This window comes from Proteus sp. G2674 (assembly GCF_009915195.1).
In the GTDB taxonomy this organism is placed as follows: Bacteria; Pseudomonadota; Gammaproteobacteria; order Enterobacterales; family Enterobacteriaceae; genus Proteus; species Proteus mirabilis.
Map to the genome: position 1 here is coordinate 98,907 of NZ_JAABLS010000024.1, position 14,636 is coordinate 113,542.

General features: G+C 39.4%; 14 protein-coding genes. 1 reads left to right on the plus strand and 13 read right to left on the minus strand.

Annotation, left to right across the window (positions count from 1 at the left end; genetic code table 11):
- Positions 1–104 precede the first annotated feature (104 nt).
- Positions 105–473, plus strand: a complete 369-nt coding sequence (locus tag GWI58_RS11350) for a helix-turn-helix domain-containing protein (protein WP_004242629.1) — start codon at positions 105–107, stop codon at positions 471–473.
- A gap of 114 nt (positions 474–587) precedes the next feature.
- On the opposite strand, the gene GWI58_RS11355 is transcribed toward GWI58_RS11350, so the two are convergent.
- The 13 genes from GWI58_RS11355 to pheT all read right to left on the minus strand — a co-directional run bounded on the left by GWI58_RS11355 (position 588) and on the right by pheT (position 14,622).
- Positions 588–1,607, minus strand: a complete 1,020-nt coding sequence (locus GWI58_RS11355) for a lipoate--protein ligase A (protein WP_094959121.1) — start codon at positions 1,605–1,607, stop codon at positions 588–590.
- Between the two features lie 77 nt (positions 1,608–1,684).
- Complete coding sequence (locus GWI58_RS11360) at positions 1,685–2,176, minus strand: NlpC/P60 family protein (RefSeq protein WP_012367837.1); 492 nt, start codon at positions 2,174–2,176, stop codon at positions 1,685–1,687.
- 147 nt (positions 2,177–2,323) lie between these two features.
- Complete coding sequence (gene arnF / locus GWI58_RS11365) at positions 2,324–2,725, minus strand: 4-amino-4-deoxy-L-arabinose-phosphoundecaprenol flippase subunit ArnF (RefSeq protein ID WP_004242625.1); 402 nt, start codon at positions 2,723–2,725, stop codon at positions 2,324–2,326.
- Positions 2,722–3,063, minus strand: a complete 342-nt coding sequence (arnE, locus tag GWI58_RS11370) for a 4-amino-4-deoxy-L-arabinose-phosphoundecaprenol flippase subunit ArnE (protein ID WP_004247948.1) — start codon at positions 3,061–3,063, stop codon at positions 2,722–2,724. The genes arnF and arnE overlap by 4 nt, the downstream gene beginning before the upstream one ends.
- Positions 3,063–4,724 (minus strand): lipid IV(A) 4-amino-4-deoxy-L-arabinosyltransferase, encoded by a 1,662-nt coding sequence (arnT, locus tag GWI58_RS11375; protein WP_004242623.1) that lies wholly within the window; start codon positions 4,722–4,724, stop codon positions 3,063–3,065. Before arnT ends, arnE begins: the two co-directional genes overlap by 1 nt.
- Positions 4,725–4,731: 7 nt before the next feature.
- Positions 4,732–5,625 carry a 4-deoxy-4-formamido-L-arabinose-phosphoundecaprenol deformylase gene (gene arnD / locus GWI58_RS11380; protein WP_004242622.1) on the minus strand — a complete coding sequence of 298 codons (894 nt, stop codon included), beginning with the start codon at positions 5,623–5,625 and terminating at the stop codon, positions 4,732–4,734.
- Positions 5,625–7,607, minus strand: a complete 1,983-nt coding sequence (arnA, locus tag GWI58_RS11385; protein WP_161769188.1) for a bifunctional UDP-4-amino-4-deoxy-L-arabinose formyltransferase/UDP-glucuronic acid oxidase ArnA — start codon at positions 7,605–7,607, stop codon at positions 5,625–5,627. The genes arnD and arnA overlap by 1 nt, the downstream gene beginning before the upstream one ends.
- Positions 7,607–8,587 carry an undecaprenyl-phosphate 4-deoxy-4-formamido-L-arabinose transferase gene (gene arnC / locus GWI58_RS11390; protein ID WP_004242618.1) on the minus strand — a complete coding sequence of 327 codons (981 nt, stop codon included), beginning with the start codon at positions 8,585–8,587 and terminating at the stop codon, positions 7,607–7,609. Before arnC ends, arnA begins: the two co-directional genes overlap by 1 nt.
- Complete coding sequence (arnB, locus tag GWI58_RS11395; protein WP_036894814.1) at positions 8,587–9,732, minus strand: UDP-4-amino-4-deoxy-L-arabinose aminotransferase; 1,146 nt, start codon at positions 9,730–9,732, stop codon at positions 8,587–8,589. Before arnB ends, arnC begins: the two co-directional genes overlap by 1 nt.
- A 134-nt stretch (positions 9,733–9,866) precedes the next feature.
- Positions 9,867–10,616: a vitamin B12 ABC transporter ATP-binding protein BtuD gene (locus GWI58_RS11400; RefSeq protein WP_161769189.1), complete on the minus strand. Its 750-nt coding sequence runs from the start codon at positions 10,614–10,616 to the stop codon at positions 9,867–9,869.
- A 1-nt stretch (position 10,617) separates the two neighbouring features.
- Positions 10,618–11,652, minus strand: coding sequence for a vitamin B12 ABC transporter permease BtuC (btuC, locus tag GWI58_RS11405; RefSeq protein ID WP_104459657.1), 1,035 nt, complete (start codon positions 11,650–11,652; stop codon positions 10,618–10,620).
- Positions 11,653–11,933: 281 nt separating this feature from the next.
- The gene (gene ihfA / locus GWI58_RS11410) at positions 11,934–12,230 is read right to left on the minus strand and encodes an integration host factor subunit alpha (RefSeq protein ID WP_004242612.1); all 297 of its coding nucleotides are present in this window, start codon (positions 12,228–12,230) and stop codon (positions 11,934–11,936) included.
- Between the two features lie 4 nt (positions 12,231–12,234).
- Positions 12,235–14,622, minus strand: coding sequence for a phenylalanine--tRNA ligase subunit beta (gene pheT / locus GWI58_RS11415; RefSeq protein WP_110229289.1), 2,388 nt, complete (start codon positions 14,620–14,622; stop codon positions 12,235–12,237).
- Between the last annotated feature and the right edge of the window lie 14 nt (positions 14,623–14,636).

A 14,636-nucleotide genomic window follows, 5' to 3' on the forward strand; every position in this document is an offset into this window, starting at 1 on the left:
TGCCTACCTATTATTTCCTCTATGCTTAAAATAGATTACAAATAACATACGTTACTATTCTATTTAATTGGGCACTATGTCCCCACCTATTGTGGGAGGTTTTTATGGCTGAAAATGTCGTTAATGATATTCTGAAATGGTTAGAAACTCAGTTACAACGTAATGAGGGTATAAAGATTGATACGATTGCAAATAAAAGTGGCTACTCGAAGTGGCATTTGCAACGTATTTTTAAAGATTTTAAAGGTTGCACATTAGGCGAATATGTACGTAAACGTCGCTTATTGGAAGCAGCAAAGTCTTTACAAGAAAAAGACATGTCCATTTTAGATATTGCTTTGATGTATGGCTTTAGTTCCCAAGCAACATTTACTCGTATCTTTAAAAAACACTTCAACACTACACCAGCTAAATTTAGAGAACATGGTGAGTTACCAGATACACGTCGTTTTATGTCATGTGAAAATAGCTAATATAGCCAGAAGTATTGACTGACAAAACAAAGCGGCAAAACATCATGTTTTGCCGCTTTGTTATTATACAAACCATTTTATTGTCAGTCGTTTTCTTAGATAGATAATAATCAATTAAGAAAGCGCATGAACAAGCCACTGTTGCAGCTCTTCAAGCTCTGATTGGTTATTTGGGTACTGCTCTATTAATTGTGCTAATAGTCTTTTCATCGTTCCAGAAGCATAACGCTGTCCAACTAACATCTGCGATAACTTTTCTAATGGTGCGGGATCTAAACTGTCGGTATAAATTTGGCTTCTAATAATCGTACCGCGTTCAATATCAAAGTGCAGCTCAACACCACCCCATTTAAAGCGATTATCTAATAGATGTGAAAACGCAGGCGCTTGACCAAAATTCCACTCCCAACTACTTTGTTTTGCAAATGTTTCTGCAAAACCCGGTAAATCAGGTAATTTTTGTGGTGAAATAATTTCAGCTTCAACACGCTCACCATAATAGTCAAAAAAACTGTCAGTAATCGCTTGGCATAACTTTTCATGAGTTATATCGGGTTTTAATTCCACTAAATTAGTGACACGAGAGCGCACCGAGGTGATCCCTTTCGCCTGTAGTTTTTTCGGATCTGGATTTAAATAGTTAGCTAAACGAGATAAATCAGCATTAATTAATAAAGTACCATGATGAAAACCACGATCTTTTGTCTCTTTATAGGCAGAGCCAGAAATTTTTCTTTCACCATCAGCCAATGGTACGACTAAATCATTTCGTCCTGATGCCGTTGCTTGTATGCCGGCTTTCGATAACCCATCTAAAATAATTTGCGTCGAAATGGTTTTATTATATTCGGGTTTGCCTGCCATAAAGGTAAAACAGGTATTACCTAGATCATGAAATACTGCACCGCCACCACTTGAGCGACGCGCCAATTTCACACCATCTTCTTCCATTTTTCGGGTATTACACTCTTTCCATGGGTTTTGTGCTCGACCAATCACCACAGTATTATCATTACGCCATAAAAAAAGGACTCGTTGATCAGCTGGCATCTGTTTAAAAATGCACTCTTCAACCGCGAGGTTAAACCATGGATCATAAGACTCAGAAAGAAGTAGACGCAATTTGCCTGACATAAGATATCCCTATATGAAAAAAGTTAGCTATAAGATAGCATAACACTCAGTAGGTTAGCGCCTTCAATGGCACAAAATTACAATCGACGAGCCTGCCAGAAAGTTTTTTTCCAATACGCATTATCTAATGATGAACGAATAACGCCTTTACTGGTAGAAGCATGAATAAAGGTATTGTCAGTATCATAAATACCAACATGAAGCCCGTTATCCCCTCCTCCGGTTTTGAAAAACACTAAATCACCAGGCATCAAATCACTTTTACTAATTTGTGTACCATATTTAGTTTGATCGATAGTCATTCTTGGCAGTTGTATATCAAAACGATCACTATAAGTCCTATACACAAACCCTGAGCAATCAATACCTGATGGGCTCATGCCACCATAGCGATAAGGCGTACCATACCATTGCTCTAGCTGAGATTTTAATTGCACAATGACCATAATAGGATCAGAAAGTTGCGTTTTTAACGGGGGCGCGGGTGGGAGACGCTTAGAGGGACTCGATGAGCATCCAGCTAGCAGAATAATACAGAGTAAGAAAGAATAAAAAGTAGGCTTTCTCATTGCATCCACCCAATTATTGACAATAGATTTAAAATCTATCTGCTTTTTTACGTAAAAACAAGTGATTGAAGGTGAATACACAAGCATTGATAGTGTCAATCGCACAATAGCTCACTTTAAAGAGAAAATAACACTCTCTAAGTTAAGCTAATGCGATGTTGTTTGCTCCGTTTTTTGGCTTATTAACCAAACACCTAGCATAATAAAAATGATACCTATTGTTTTAGACCACGACAGTGTTTCTTGAAACCAAGGTAAAACCACCGCGAGAATATAAACAAAGACATAGCTAAGGCTGATGAGTGGATAAGCTTTGTTTAGGGGGATTGTACGTAAAGTCAATAACCAACAAACCATTGACAGTACGTAGCCAATCAGTCCCACGAAAACAACGCTGATAGGTATTATGTTTGCCCATAACCAATGAAGATCAAACCACTGTTTTTCTAATTGCAGATCAGGTAATTCTGACATACCTATTTTTAACAGTAGTTGTGCAACTGTGACTAATAATGCGCTGGCGATGGCCCATAAGTAACCGGTTTTCATGACTGCATACTCATTAACACAATACCTAACATAATCGAGGCAATACCAATCCAATGTTTCACATTAACCGTCTCTTTATAGATAAATTGGCCTATCAAAGTGACGACAATAAAGTTAATACTCAACATCGGATAAGCAATACTAAGTGGGAGGATTTGCAGTAAACGTAACCAAAATAACATGCCAAAGCCTAGCATAGCGATGGCAGTAATAAGCCAGAAAATCGTCTTTCTGGCTTTAGTAGTTGAATTATTTTGCCAACTCACCACTGCTTGTTTCTGACAAACTTGGCCAATACAGGTTAGCAAACTAACAATAAGTAATAAAAAAAAGGCCATTACTTACGTTTCTCATAGGTCAAAATAGCCATACGACGATTAGTCACTAACTCTTCAGGTCGTGGCATCTGCGCCAGTTTCTTCGGATCTTTATAAGTGATCACCACAGAGACATTACCTTCTTTTCTGGCATTTTCTAACCATTGCTCAAAACTTTCAGGTTTTAGTAATCTATGTTGAGAATCTGGATATTCAATTCCATAGGTTAATTCCCCTGTTCTCTCATAAAGGTAGATATCGCTACGTTGCAATTCCCAAGCTAATCCAGCCCCCACACCAACGCTGTTACTGACTATATATTTGCTCGCATTGAGGGTATCGATATTTTGGCGAATAAACTCTTGCGGTAATTTACCATCAATAGAGCTATTGGGAATGGCTTGCCCAATACATAAGCTTACCCCTAAAGAGCAAGAGGCTGCCCATAGCCAATGTTTACCATTTAATGTAGAGCAGAGATAACCAATGATGCCCCATAATGAGAAAGCGACAATCGCTAATACCCATTTTGACCATTCATAAGGCATATAGATAGGTTTAGAAGAAACCAATTGAATAATTAATATCGCAACAACAGCAGCGACACCAATAAAAATATTAATATAGCCATTAATGCGCAGTGCTTTCATTTTAAATTTTCTAGCACAGTCTACACCGTATTTGGCCATTAACATCGCCAACGGTCCCATAAATGGCAACATGTAAGTAGGTAACTTACCTTTCGCGATACTAAAAAATAGGAAAGGTACTACAAACCAACATAGTAAGAAAAAGAGTTCAGGACGCTTACGGCGCTTCTTCCATGCACTAGTTAGTGCCCCTGGTAATAATCCAAGCCAAGGAATAACACCCAGTAAAATTATAGGGATGTAATACCAGAAAGGAGAACTATGCTGAGCATCATCACCAGAAAAACGTTGGATATGCTCAACCCAAAAGAAATAGTGCCAATAATCAGGCTCAGCCTTCGCCACCGCTAAAACCCATGGCAAGCTAATTAACGCCGCACTTAAAACAGCAAGCACACCATAGAGTAACATCCGAGTGAACTGTTTTTGGTAAAGGGTTACAGGGATCATCACAATAACAGGGATAGCTAATGCCAAAAAGCCTTTGGTCATAAAGGCCATACCACAAGCTAAACCTAGCGTTATCCATGCCAATATACGCGTTTTTACCGTGGTTGCTTTCAACGCCCAAAAACAACACACCATACTTGCAGTAACCCAAAGCGCTAACATCGGATCAAGTACGCTATAAGTTCCGACGCTAAACACCAAAAACATGGATAAATAAATTAAGCTAGCCACAAAAGCGACTTGGCGATTACGCCACATCATTCGTGCTAATAAATAAATAAGTAGCGCACTTAATAGGATAGAAATAACTGAACCAAAGCGTACGGCAAAATTAGTGTGACCAAATATTAACTGGCTAATATTATTAATCCAGTAACCTGCTATTGGTTTTTCAAAATAGCGGATATCAAGCATATGGGGAACAATCCAGTTCCCGCTCACCACCATTTCACGGCTAATTTCCGCATAACGTGTTTCATCAGGTTGCCATAATAACCGGCTGTTCAATGGAAATAAGTAGGTAAGAACAAAAAAAAGAGCCAAGAGGATGGCCCCGATTTTACTCGCCCGGTTATTCAACATAGTTTTGTTAGACCTCTTGTTGGCACCCTAACCAGCCTTCTCGACCTGGAAAGTCAGATCGGACAACTTTACCCATCGGAAGCATGTCTATATCTTGTGGTAGTAGATGGCTTAATGGACAGAATTCGATGCCTTCGTTTGCAATCATTGCCAATAACTGCTCAAATTGAGCCGCTTTTGACATTCCCTCAACTTCGGTATGAATAGTATAAACAGGTATACCCTGATCTTTTTTGATTTCATCAATAATAAATTGATTAAAATCTTCGTCCTTTACCTTAGTACCGACCACTTCATCATAAGTTGGTAATGTTACTGGAATTTGCACTGTACCGATAGAACCATTTTCTAGAACTGGCCTAAATGGATGCGTTCCCCGACAATCACTATTGTAGTCAAATTGGAAAGCTTCTTTAACCATTAGAACACGTTCATCAGCACGCCACCCAGCAACCGCAGAACATTTTACAGGTTTTTCAAGTGCTTTTTCCAGTGCTTCTACACCTAAACGAACCTGTTGCATTAATTCTTCTGTTGACCAACGGCCTACTTTAGCTTGCCAACCTTGATGATCCCATGAGTGTAATCCGACTTCATGCCCCGCATCTTGGGTTTGTTTCATCAAATAGCCTAAATTTTTGGCAATTTTTTTACCTGGCCACGCCGTACCGGCTAATAGAATATCCAGTCCATATAATGAAGCAGCATTCGACCTTAGCATTTTCCACAGAAATTTCGGTTTTAAAAGGCGCCATAAATGGCGCCCCATATTATCTGGACCGACACTGAAGAAAAAGCTGGCCTGAATGTTATGCTTGTTAAAGACATCCAGCAATTGTGGAATACCTTCTTTTGTACCTCGATAAGTATCCACATCGACTCTCAAGCCAACTTTCTTCATTACTTATTACCTAACTCTTCAACTGCACCACGTAAGAAGAAGTCTAACGTCTCTTCTACCGTTTGGCGTGTTTCGATAGTTGGTTTCCAATCTAATAGACGCTCAGCATTTTTGATGCTTGGTTTGCGGTGTTCAACATCTTGATAGCCTTTACCGTAGTAGCTGCTACTTTCGATTTTCTTGAAGCCAGCAAATGGAGGGAAGTGACCGCGTAACTCATGTTTTTCAAAGCAATCTAACAGCATTTCTGCTAGCTCACGAATACTTGCTTCGTTAGTTGGGTTACCGATATTGATGATCTGACCATCACATTTGTTATCACGATTTTCAATAATGCGGAATAATGCTTCAATACCATCATTAATATCAGTGAAACAACGTTTTTGCTCACCACCATCAACCAGTTTAATCGGTGAACCTTCCACTAGGTTCAAAATTAACTGAGTAATTGCACGAGAGCTACCAATACGCGCTGAATTTAAGTTATCAAGACGTGGCCCCATCCAGTTAAATGGACGGAATAAAGTGAATTTCAGCCCTTCTTTAGCACCATAAGCCCAAATAACTCGGTCTAATAACTGTTTAGAAACAGAGTAAATCCAACGTTGTTTATTAATAGGACCGACGATTAAGCGTGAATTATCTTCATCGAACTCTTTATCATCGCACATACCGTATACTTCTGATGTGGATGGGAAAATAATACGTTTATTGTATTTAACACAATAACGAACAATTTTTAAGTTCTCTTCAAAGTCTAATTCAAATACACGTAATGGATTACGGGTATATTCAATCGGTGTTGCAATCGCTACTAATGGCAAGATCACATCACATTTCTTGATGTGATATTCAATCCATTCTGTATGAATGCTGACATCACCTTCAATAAAGTGGAAACGAGGGTTACCAATAAAGCGTTCAATTGCTGATGAACCGATATCCATACCGTAGATATCATAGTTACCATCTTTTAATAAACGCTCGGTTAGGTGGTTACCAATAAAGCCATTGACACCTAAAATCAGTACACGTTGACGACGTTTGACTTGTGCTGTTGCTTTTGGTCCAACGCGTACATCTGTCACGATCCCCATTTCAGTGGCTAAACGGCTGCCTTGAACATAAAGACCATTTTCACTTTGACCTGTGATAACTTCAATTGCACCTTTCGCACATGCGATAACTAAAGGCTCAGTTGAAATAACAGTACCCGGACGTTTACCTTGGTTATATGCCACTGGACGTGCGCGCCAGATAATCATTTTGCGCTCACCTAAGAAAGTGAAAGCACCTGGGTATGGTTCAGTAACGGCGCGAACTAAATTATGAACCGTTTTAGCATCTGCATTCCAGTCAATTAAACCATCATCAGCACAACGACGACCATAATAAGTTGCTTGGCTTTCATCTTGCGCTGTTGTTGAATAGTTACCTGAGGCGATATGCGGTAACGTATGAGCCATTAATTTCGCCGCAGCTTCTCTGACTTTTTCATGTAAAATTAATGAAGTATCAGTATCTTCAATCGTTACTTTTTCTTGTGCAACGATATCACCAGCATCTGCTTTAGCCGTCATTTTATGTAAAGTGACACCTGTTTCAGTTTCACCATTGACAATGGCCCAATTGATAGGTGCACGACCGCGATATTTAGGTAATAAAGAGCCATGTAAATTAAATGCACCTTTAGGTGCTAAATTCAGGATCTCATCGCTTAGCATATGGCGATAATAGAAAGAGAAAATGACATCTGGCTTCATCTCACGAATACGCTCAATCCATAATGGATGATTAACGTTTTCTGGAGCAAACACAGTTAATCCCATTTCTGCGCTAACACGCGCTACGGATGAGAAGAAATGATTTTCGTTAGGATCGTCAGTATGGGTAAATACAGCTTGAATATCGAAACCCGCTTTTTCAAGTGCTTTTAAACCAACACAGCCAATATCATGATAGGCAAATACTATTGCTTTCATTAGTCTTCTTCCTGATTTTTGTTGGGTTTTTTAACACCAACCACTTTTTGGATAAAATACCGAGGACGCGCTCTTACATCATTATAAATTCGGCCTATATATTCACCTAATAGACCCATTGCAACGAACTGCGCACCGATAAACATGAATAAGATAGCAAAGAGTGTAAACACTCCGTCTGCCGCCCAAATTGCACCGAAAATAAGTCGTAGTACAATCAGTAATACGGCAAGTAAAAAGCCGGCAACAGCAATCACACTACCTACGACACTTAATAAACGTAATGGTGCAGTTGTCAGACAGGTTAATAAGTCGTACATCAAATTGATGAGTTTTAAGAAACTGTATTTTGAATCACCATATTCACGCTCAGCGTGAGCAACTTCAATTTCAATCGTACGGCGAGCGAAGGTATTCGCTAAAATTGGGATAAAAGTACTACGCTCATGGCATTGCAACATCGCATCAATAATATGACGACGATATGCTCTTAACATACAACCATAATCCCCCATTGAACGACCTGTTGCCTTGGTTATCATGGCATTAATCATTTTAGAGGCCGTTTTACGAAACCACGAATCTTGACGGTTACGGCGTCGAGTTCCGACAACATCATACCCCTCTTCTGCGGTTGCCACTAAACGGGGGATCTCCTCTGGTGGGTTTTGTAAATCAGCATCTAAGGTAATGACTAAATCCCCATCAGCTTGGTTAAAACCCGCCATAATAGCGGAGTGTTGACCATAGTTGCGATTTAAAATAATCGCAATAACATGGTTATCTTCAATGTTGGCAGCTTCTTCTAGCATTTTTGCTGAATTATCGCTGCTTCCGTCATCAACAAGGATCAGCTCATACTCTTGTTCTAACTGTTTACAGCTTTTGATTGTTCGCTCTAAAAGCTGTGGGAGACTCTCTTCCTCGTTATAAACGGGAATAACGACTGATACTTTATTGATTTTTTCAAATGTTGACACTAGATATGCTCCGAAAGAATTTCATTGATCGCATCGACAACGCGAATAACATCTTTATTGCTCATATCAGGAAACAGCGGCAGCGAGCATAACGTTGCAGAGTTCCATTCTGATTGAGGAAGGGATAACGAAGGGTAGCGCTCACGATAGTATTTTTGTGTATGCGCAGCACGGAAATGAAGCCCTGTACCAATCTCTTTTTGTTTGAGTTTTTCCATAAATGTATCACGATCGATACCACAGGCATTTTTATCAACTCTGACCATAAAGAGATGGTTAGCATGTAAGTGTGGATACTCCGGCACACTTAACATTTCCAATGGTGAATCTTGAAGTTTTTCACGATAAAGGGCAACTAACTCAGCACGTTTAGCATTCATTTCTTCTAAGCGACTTAATTGCACTACCGCGATAGCAGCATGAATATCCGAGAGATTATATTTATAACCAGGCTCAACGACTTCCGCTTGAGGTTTACGTCCTTGGATTTGACGATCAAAAGCATCAACACCCAAACCATGAAATTTTAAGCAACGGACTCGATTGGCTAATTCATCATCGTCCGTAACAACTAATCCACCTTCGGCACAAGTGACATTTTTAATGGCATGAAAAGAAAAAATAGAAGTTCCCTTCTCACCTATCCATTCATCTTTATATCGAGTACCTATCGCATGTGCTGCATCTTCAATCAGAGGAATGCCCGCTTCATCAGCAACCGCTCTGAGTGCATCAAGATCACAAGGCGCTCCGGCATAATGCACAGGGATAATTGCTTTGGTTCTTGGGGTAATCGCTTTTTTTACCGATTCAGCGCTGACCATTAATGTGTCACGATCAATATCGACCATTACTGGCTCTGCGCCTAATAATGTAATGATATTGATAGTTGATACCCAAGTTTGGGAAGGTGTAATAACTTCATCACCAGGCCCTATTCCCATCGCCATCAAAACAACATGCATACCCGCTGTTGCAGAACAAACCGCAATAGCATGTTTGCTACCAAATTTTTCACAAAAATCTTGTTCTAGCTGATGATTTTGGGGACCTGTTGTGATCCAGCCGGAGCGTAAAACGCTTTCAACTGCTTTAATCTCTTCATCCCCGATAGCAGGACGGGAGAATGGAAGAAAGTGACTCATAAAGATGTAGCCTAATTAATGAATGAATAAAAACTAATTATATACAATTTGCTGTTTCACAGCACCCGTTGTTATTAAGAAAGCCTTAAAGAAGGCTTAATAATTTCCGATGCGCAGACTCTGACTCAATAACATCACTCTATTACTTGCCAAATTACACTATTTGCTGATCTATTACATCTAATCTTAGTATTAAATGTAGTAGATAATAAATTTTCATCCAACAAAAGTGCTGAGTCACCTGAGTTGATTATTTTTCCCTCTAACATAAACCATAACTTATCTGCTTTTAGATAAGAATGATTCAAATCATGAGTACTCATAATAATACTGCCACCTTGTAGACAAAATTTATCTAGCCATTTATCCAATAAAGTAAGTTGTACAATATCTAAATTATTTGCCGGCTCATCAAGCATCATTAATTTTCCTGTTAAATCATCGCTTGACCATAATTGTATAAAAGTGGCAACAATCCGAACGCGTTGCCATTCCCCACCAGATAAATGATGAATATTTTTTGACAATAATTTATTGATTTGAAAATCGCTTAATAGTGCATTCAATTCTTGAATATCCATTTTTGATAACTGATAGGATAAAGAAAGATAATGAAACACTGGCATAAATGGCAAAGCTAACGATTGTTGTCTAACAACGCTTTGTATTCTAGAAAGTTCGGCAATTTTATAATCTCTCATTGAAGTTTTGTTTAAAAATATATTTCCAACGTATGAAACTTCACCAGCAATGGCCATTAACAACGTACTTTTACCCGCCCCATTCGCGCCAATTAAATGAATGCGTTCGCCATCATTAACTTGTTCAGTAATACCATATAGTCTTTTATTGACAGCTAATTTATATAGTTTTAATTGTGCCATATTATAAGCGCTCCATCTGTTTAGTGGCTAATAACCAAATAAAAAGAGGTGCGCCTAAGGTGGCAGTTATCACGCCAATAGGGACTTCTGCGCCATTTAACATCAGCCTTGATATTAAATCAGCGAATATCAGTAAACTCGCTCCCGTTAAAGCACAGCCCGGTAACAAGGTTTTATAATGTGTGATACCAGACAATCGTAATAAATGCGGTACAATCAACCCGACAAAACTAATTGCGCCGGCTAGAGCAACGCTAAAACCAATTAATAAACCAACGGTTAAAATAAACCAATTACGCCATATAATCACAGAGATGCCGAGTTTTTTGGCTTCAAAACTCCCCAAAGAAAGGTAATTTAAAATATCGGCTTGCCAAATAAGAAGTGTGATGATTGGAAGTAATGCCCAAAATAATATTTGGTGACGCCAGTCAATGCCACTAAAGCTCCCCATAAGCCAGTACATTAATTGTCTTAAATCTAACGCAGAGCTAAAATAGACCAGCCAAGTCATAACAGCACTTGCTAATACCCCTAATGCTACGCCTATTAATAATAATTGAGCATTAGATAGTTTTTTTATTTGTGAGAAAAACATTAATAAGCAGGTGATCCCCAAAGCCCCTAATATCGCGGCACTGCTTATTAACCAGTATGCAGTTCCTAATTGGAAAACAATCAGTAACACAACACAAACACCCGCACCACTGCTTACACCTAAAAGTCCCGGCTCTGCTAACGGATTTTCAAAGATTGCCTGCATAATGGCACCAGCAATCGCTAAGCTTGCGCCAACCATCATCACAGCCAATATTCTTGGAAGCCTAATTTGCCAAATAAATAAACTAGCTTCTTCAGTGAGCCATTTATTGGGGAATAACCAAATTTCACCGGCTGAAAGTGAGATAACAATAAGAACAAATAAAACTAACACCAGCAAAGTGAGTTTTAGCTTATCACTAATTTGCTGTTTGTGTCGTAATTGATTAAGCGGATCATCATATTGATTATTCATATTGTTTAGGAAATAGCCCATAAATTACGCTATTTTTATAAATAAATTGCTAATAAATGTAGGGCAACATAACACAGTCCCTTTCAATGAAGAAAATTTAATTTTCTATCTTAAAGAAATAAACCTTCCAGTATGATTGATTTTAAACCAATGATTATTCCCCTCAAGCACATCTTATTTAAACAATAAAATAACTATTAGGCGCTATCACAGATAACCAAAAGAAAAATAGAAGGAGTAGATCGTAGAAGTAAGTCGAAAAAAAACGGCTTTCAATAGAAAGCCGTTTTGGTGTTTAAGTATTACTCTTTTGGTGTCGCATTTTCAACCCGGCTTTTTAACTTTTGTCCCGGGCGGAAAGTTACAACACGGCGGGCTGTAATAGGAATATCTTCCCCTGTTTTCGGGTTACGACCTGGGCGCTGATTTTTATCACGTAGGTCAAAGTTTCCGAATCCAGACAGCTTCACCTGTTCTCCATTTTCCAGAGAACGACGCACTTCCTCAAAAAAGGCTTCTACAAGGTCTTTTGCATCGCGTTTGCTAACGCCAAGTTTTTCAAACAGATTTTCTGCCATTTCAGCTTTTGTAAGCGCCATAGGTCTAGTCCCTCAAGGATGCTTGGAATCGCTGTTTCAATGCTGCAACACAGGTATTGACTGTGGCAGCAATCTCATCTTCTTCCAGAGTATGCTCGATATCCTGCAAGATTAAGCTAATAGCGAGGCTCTTATAACCCTCCGCTACTCCCTTACCACAATACACGTCAAATAAGTTTATGCCAACTATTTGATTTCCGCCAACTTTCTTACATTCAGCTAAAATATCTTCTGCAGCCACATCATTTGGAACAACTACAGCGATATCTCTACGATTCGAAGGGAAACGTGAAACAGCTTTCGCTTGCGGTAAATTGCGGTTTGCGATTGCGTCCCAACGTATTTCGAATACTACCGTACGGCCGTTTAAATCAAGTTTACGTTCAAGCTCTGGGTGAACAACACCAATACAGCCAATATATTCATTTCTCAGATAAATCTCAGCACTTTGTCCCGGATGGAGCGCTGAATGATTGGCTGGTTTAAATGTAATTTCATCTAACTGGCCTGTCAATTCCAGAATTGATTCAATATTACCTTTCAAATCAAAGAAATCAACAGTTTGCTTCTCTAAAGTCCAATGTTCTTCATAACGGTTGCCCGCGATCACACCAGCTAGCATAAGTTCCTGACGTATTCCATATTCTGCTTGATTATCAGGAACAAAACGCAGACCTGCTTCAAATAACCTAACTCTAGACTGTTGACGGTTCTGATTGTAAACCACTGTGGTTAATAATCCGGTCAACAATGACAAACGCATGGCTGACATATCAGCAGAAATTGGGTTAGGTAAGATCAACGCTTCTTCATTAGGATGCAGTAAGCTTTGGATCTTCGGATCAACAAAGCTATAAGTGATAGCTTCTTGGAATCCATTATCAACCAGCATGGTTTTTACACGTTTTAATGGCAGATCCGCTTCACGGTGGTCTGTCATAATCAGATCGGCACGTAAAGGTACATCTGGAATATTGTTATACCCGTAAATACGTGCAACTTCTTCAATTAAGTCTTCTTCAATTTCAACATCAAAACGCCATGAAGGCACAGTGGCTAACCACCCGTCATTTTCAACGGTGACGCCAAAACCTAAACGTGTTAACGAATCAACAACTTGTTCATCATCAATAACATGACCTAATAAACGGTCTAATTTTGCACGTGTTAATTTGATAGGAGCGACATGAGGTAAATAGCTGTCATTGGTGACATCAATAATTTCACCCACTTCACCACCACAAATTTCGAGTAATAATTTCGTTGCTCGCTCAATGGCCTGATATTGTAGCGTTGAATCAACACCACGCTCAAAACGATGAGATGCATCGGTATGTAAACCATAACGACGTGCACGGCCGGTGATCGCTAATGGAGAGAAGAATGCGCACTCTAAAAATACGTTTTTAGTTGCTTCATTAACACCAGAAGATCCACCACCGAAAATACCTGCCATTCCTAATGCTTGTTTTTCATCAGCAATAACCAGTACATCATCTTTTAAGGTGATTTCATTACCATCAAGTAAAGTTAGTTTTTCACCCTCTTTGCCCATACGAACAACCACAGCCCCATCGACATGGTCAAGATCAAACGCATGTAATGGTTGTCCCATTTCAAGTAAGACAAAGTTAGTGATATCAACGATAGGATCGATAGAGCGAATACCACCACGACGTAATTTTTCTTGCATCCATAATGGTGTGTTCGCTTTCACATTCACATTAGTGAAAACACGACCTAAATAGCGAGGACAAGCTTGTGGTGCTTCAACTCGCACAGGAAATGTCGCTGAAGAAGTGGCTGCAATTGGTGACATATCAGGGATTTTGCATGTCATTTTATTAATGACAGCGATATCGCGAGCAACACCCATAATACCTAAGCAATCTGCTCGGTTTGGTGTAATGCTGATTTCAATCGCATTATCATTTAATTTTAAGTATTCGCGAATATCGGTACCGATAGGTGCATCAGCAGGTAATTCGATAATGCCTTCATGGTTTTCTGAGATAGCTAATTCAGAAAAAGAGCACAGCATACCTTCTGAAGGCTCACCACGTAGTTTGGCTGCTTTAATTTTAAAGTTACCCGGTAATACCGCCCCAACCGTTGCTACAGCAACTTTTAAGCCTTGGCGACAATTTGGCGCACCACACACGATGTCCAATAAACGCTCACCACCGACATTGACTTTTGTCACTCGTAGTTTATCTGCATTTGGGTGTTGTCCACATTCAACCACTTCACCCACAACAACACCGTGAAAATCACCGGCAACAGGCTCTACACCATCAACTTCAAGGCCAGCCATGGTTAGCTGTTCAGAAAGCTCTTCGCTACTAATTGCTGGGTTTACCCACTCACGTAACCAAAGTTCACTGAATTTCATGAGATAATCCCACC

Coding starts and splice junctions, on each gene's coding strand:
- GWI58_RS11350 (WP_004242629.1), top strand. CDS start 105: ATGGCTGAAAATGTCGTTAATGATATTCTGAAATGGTTAGAAACTCAG.
- GWI58_RS11355 (WP_094959121.1), bottom strand. CDS start 1,607: ATGTCAGGCAAATTGCGTCTACTTCTTTCTGAGTCTTATGATCCATGG.
- GWI58_RS11360 (WP_012367837.1), bottom strand. CDS start 2,176: ATGAGAAAGCCTACTTTTTATTCTTTCTTACTCTGTATTATTCTGCTA.
- arnF (WP_004242625.1), bottom strand. CDS start 2,725: ATGAAAACCGGTTACTTATGGGCCATCGCCAGCGCATTATTAGTCACA.
- arnE (WP_004247948.1), bottom strand. CDS start 3,063: ATGGCCTTTTTTTTATTACTTATTGTTAGTTTGCTAACCTGTATTGGC.
- arnT (WP_004242623.1), bottom strand. CDS start 4,724: ATGTTGAATAACCGGGCGAGTAAAATCGGGGCCATCCTCTTGGCTCTT.
- arnD (WP_004242622.1), bottom strand. CDS start 5,625: ATGAAGAAAGTTGGCTTGAGAGTCGATGTGGATACTTATCGAGGTACA.
- arnA (WP_161769188.1), bottom strand. CDS start 7,607: ATGAAAGCAATAGTATTTGCCTATCATGATATTGGCTGTGTTGGTTTA.
- arnB (WP_036894814.1), bottom strand. CDS start 9,732: ATGAGTCACTTTCTTCCATTCTCCCGTCCTGCTATCGGGGATGAAGAG.
- GWI58_RS11400 (WP_161769189.1), bottom strand. CDS start 10,616: ATGGCACAATTAAAACTATATAAATTAGCTGTCAATAAAAGACTATAT.
- btuC (WP_104459657.1), bottom strand. CDS start 11,652: ATGGGCTATTTCCTAAACAATATGAATAATCAATATGATGATCCGCTT.
- ihfA (WP_004242612.1), bottom strand. CDS start 12,230: ATGGCGCTTACAAAAGCTGAAATGGCAGAAAATCTGTTTGAAAAACTT.
- pheT (WP_110229289.1), bottom strand. CDS start 14,622: ATGAAATTCAGTGAACTTTGGTTACGTGAGTGGGTAAACCCAGCAATT.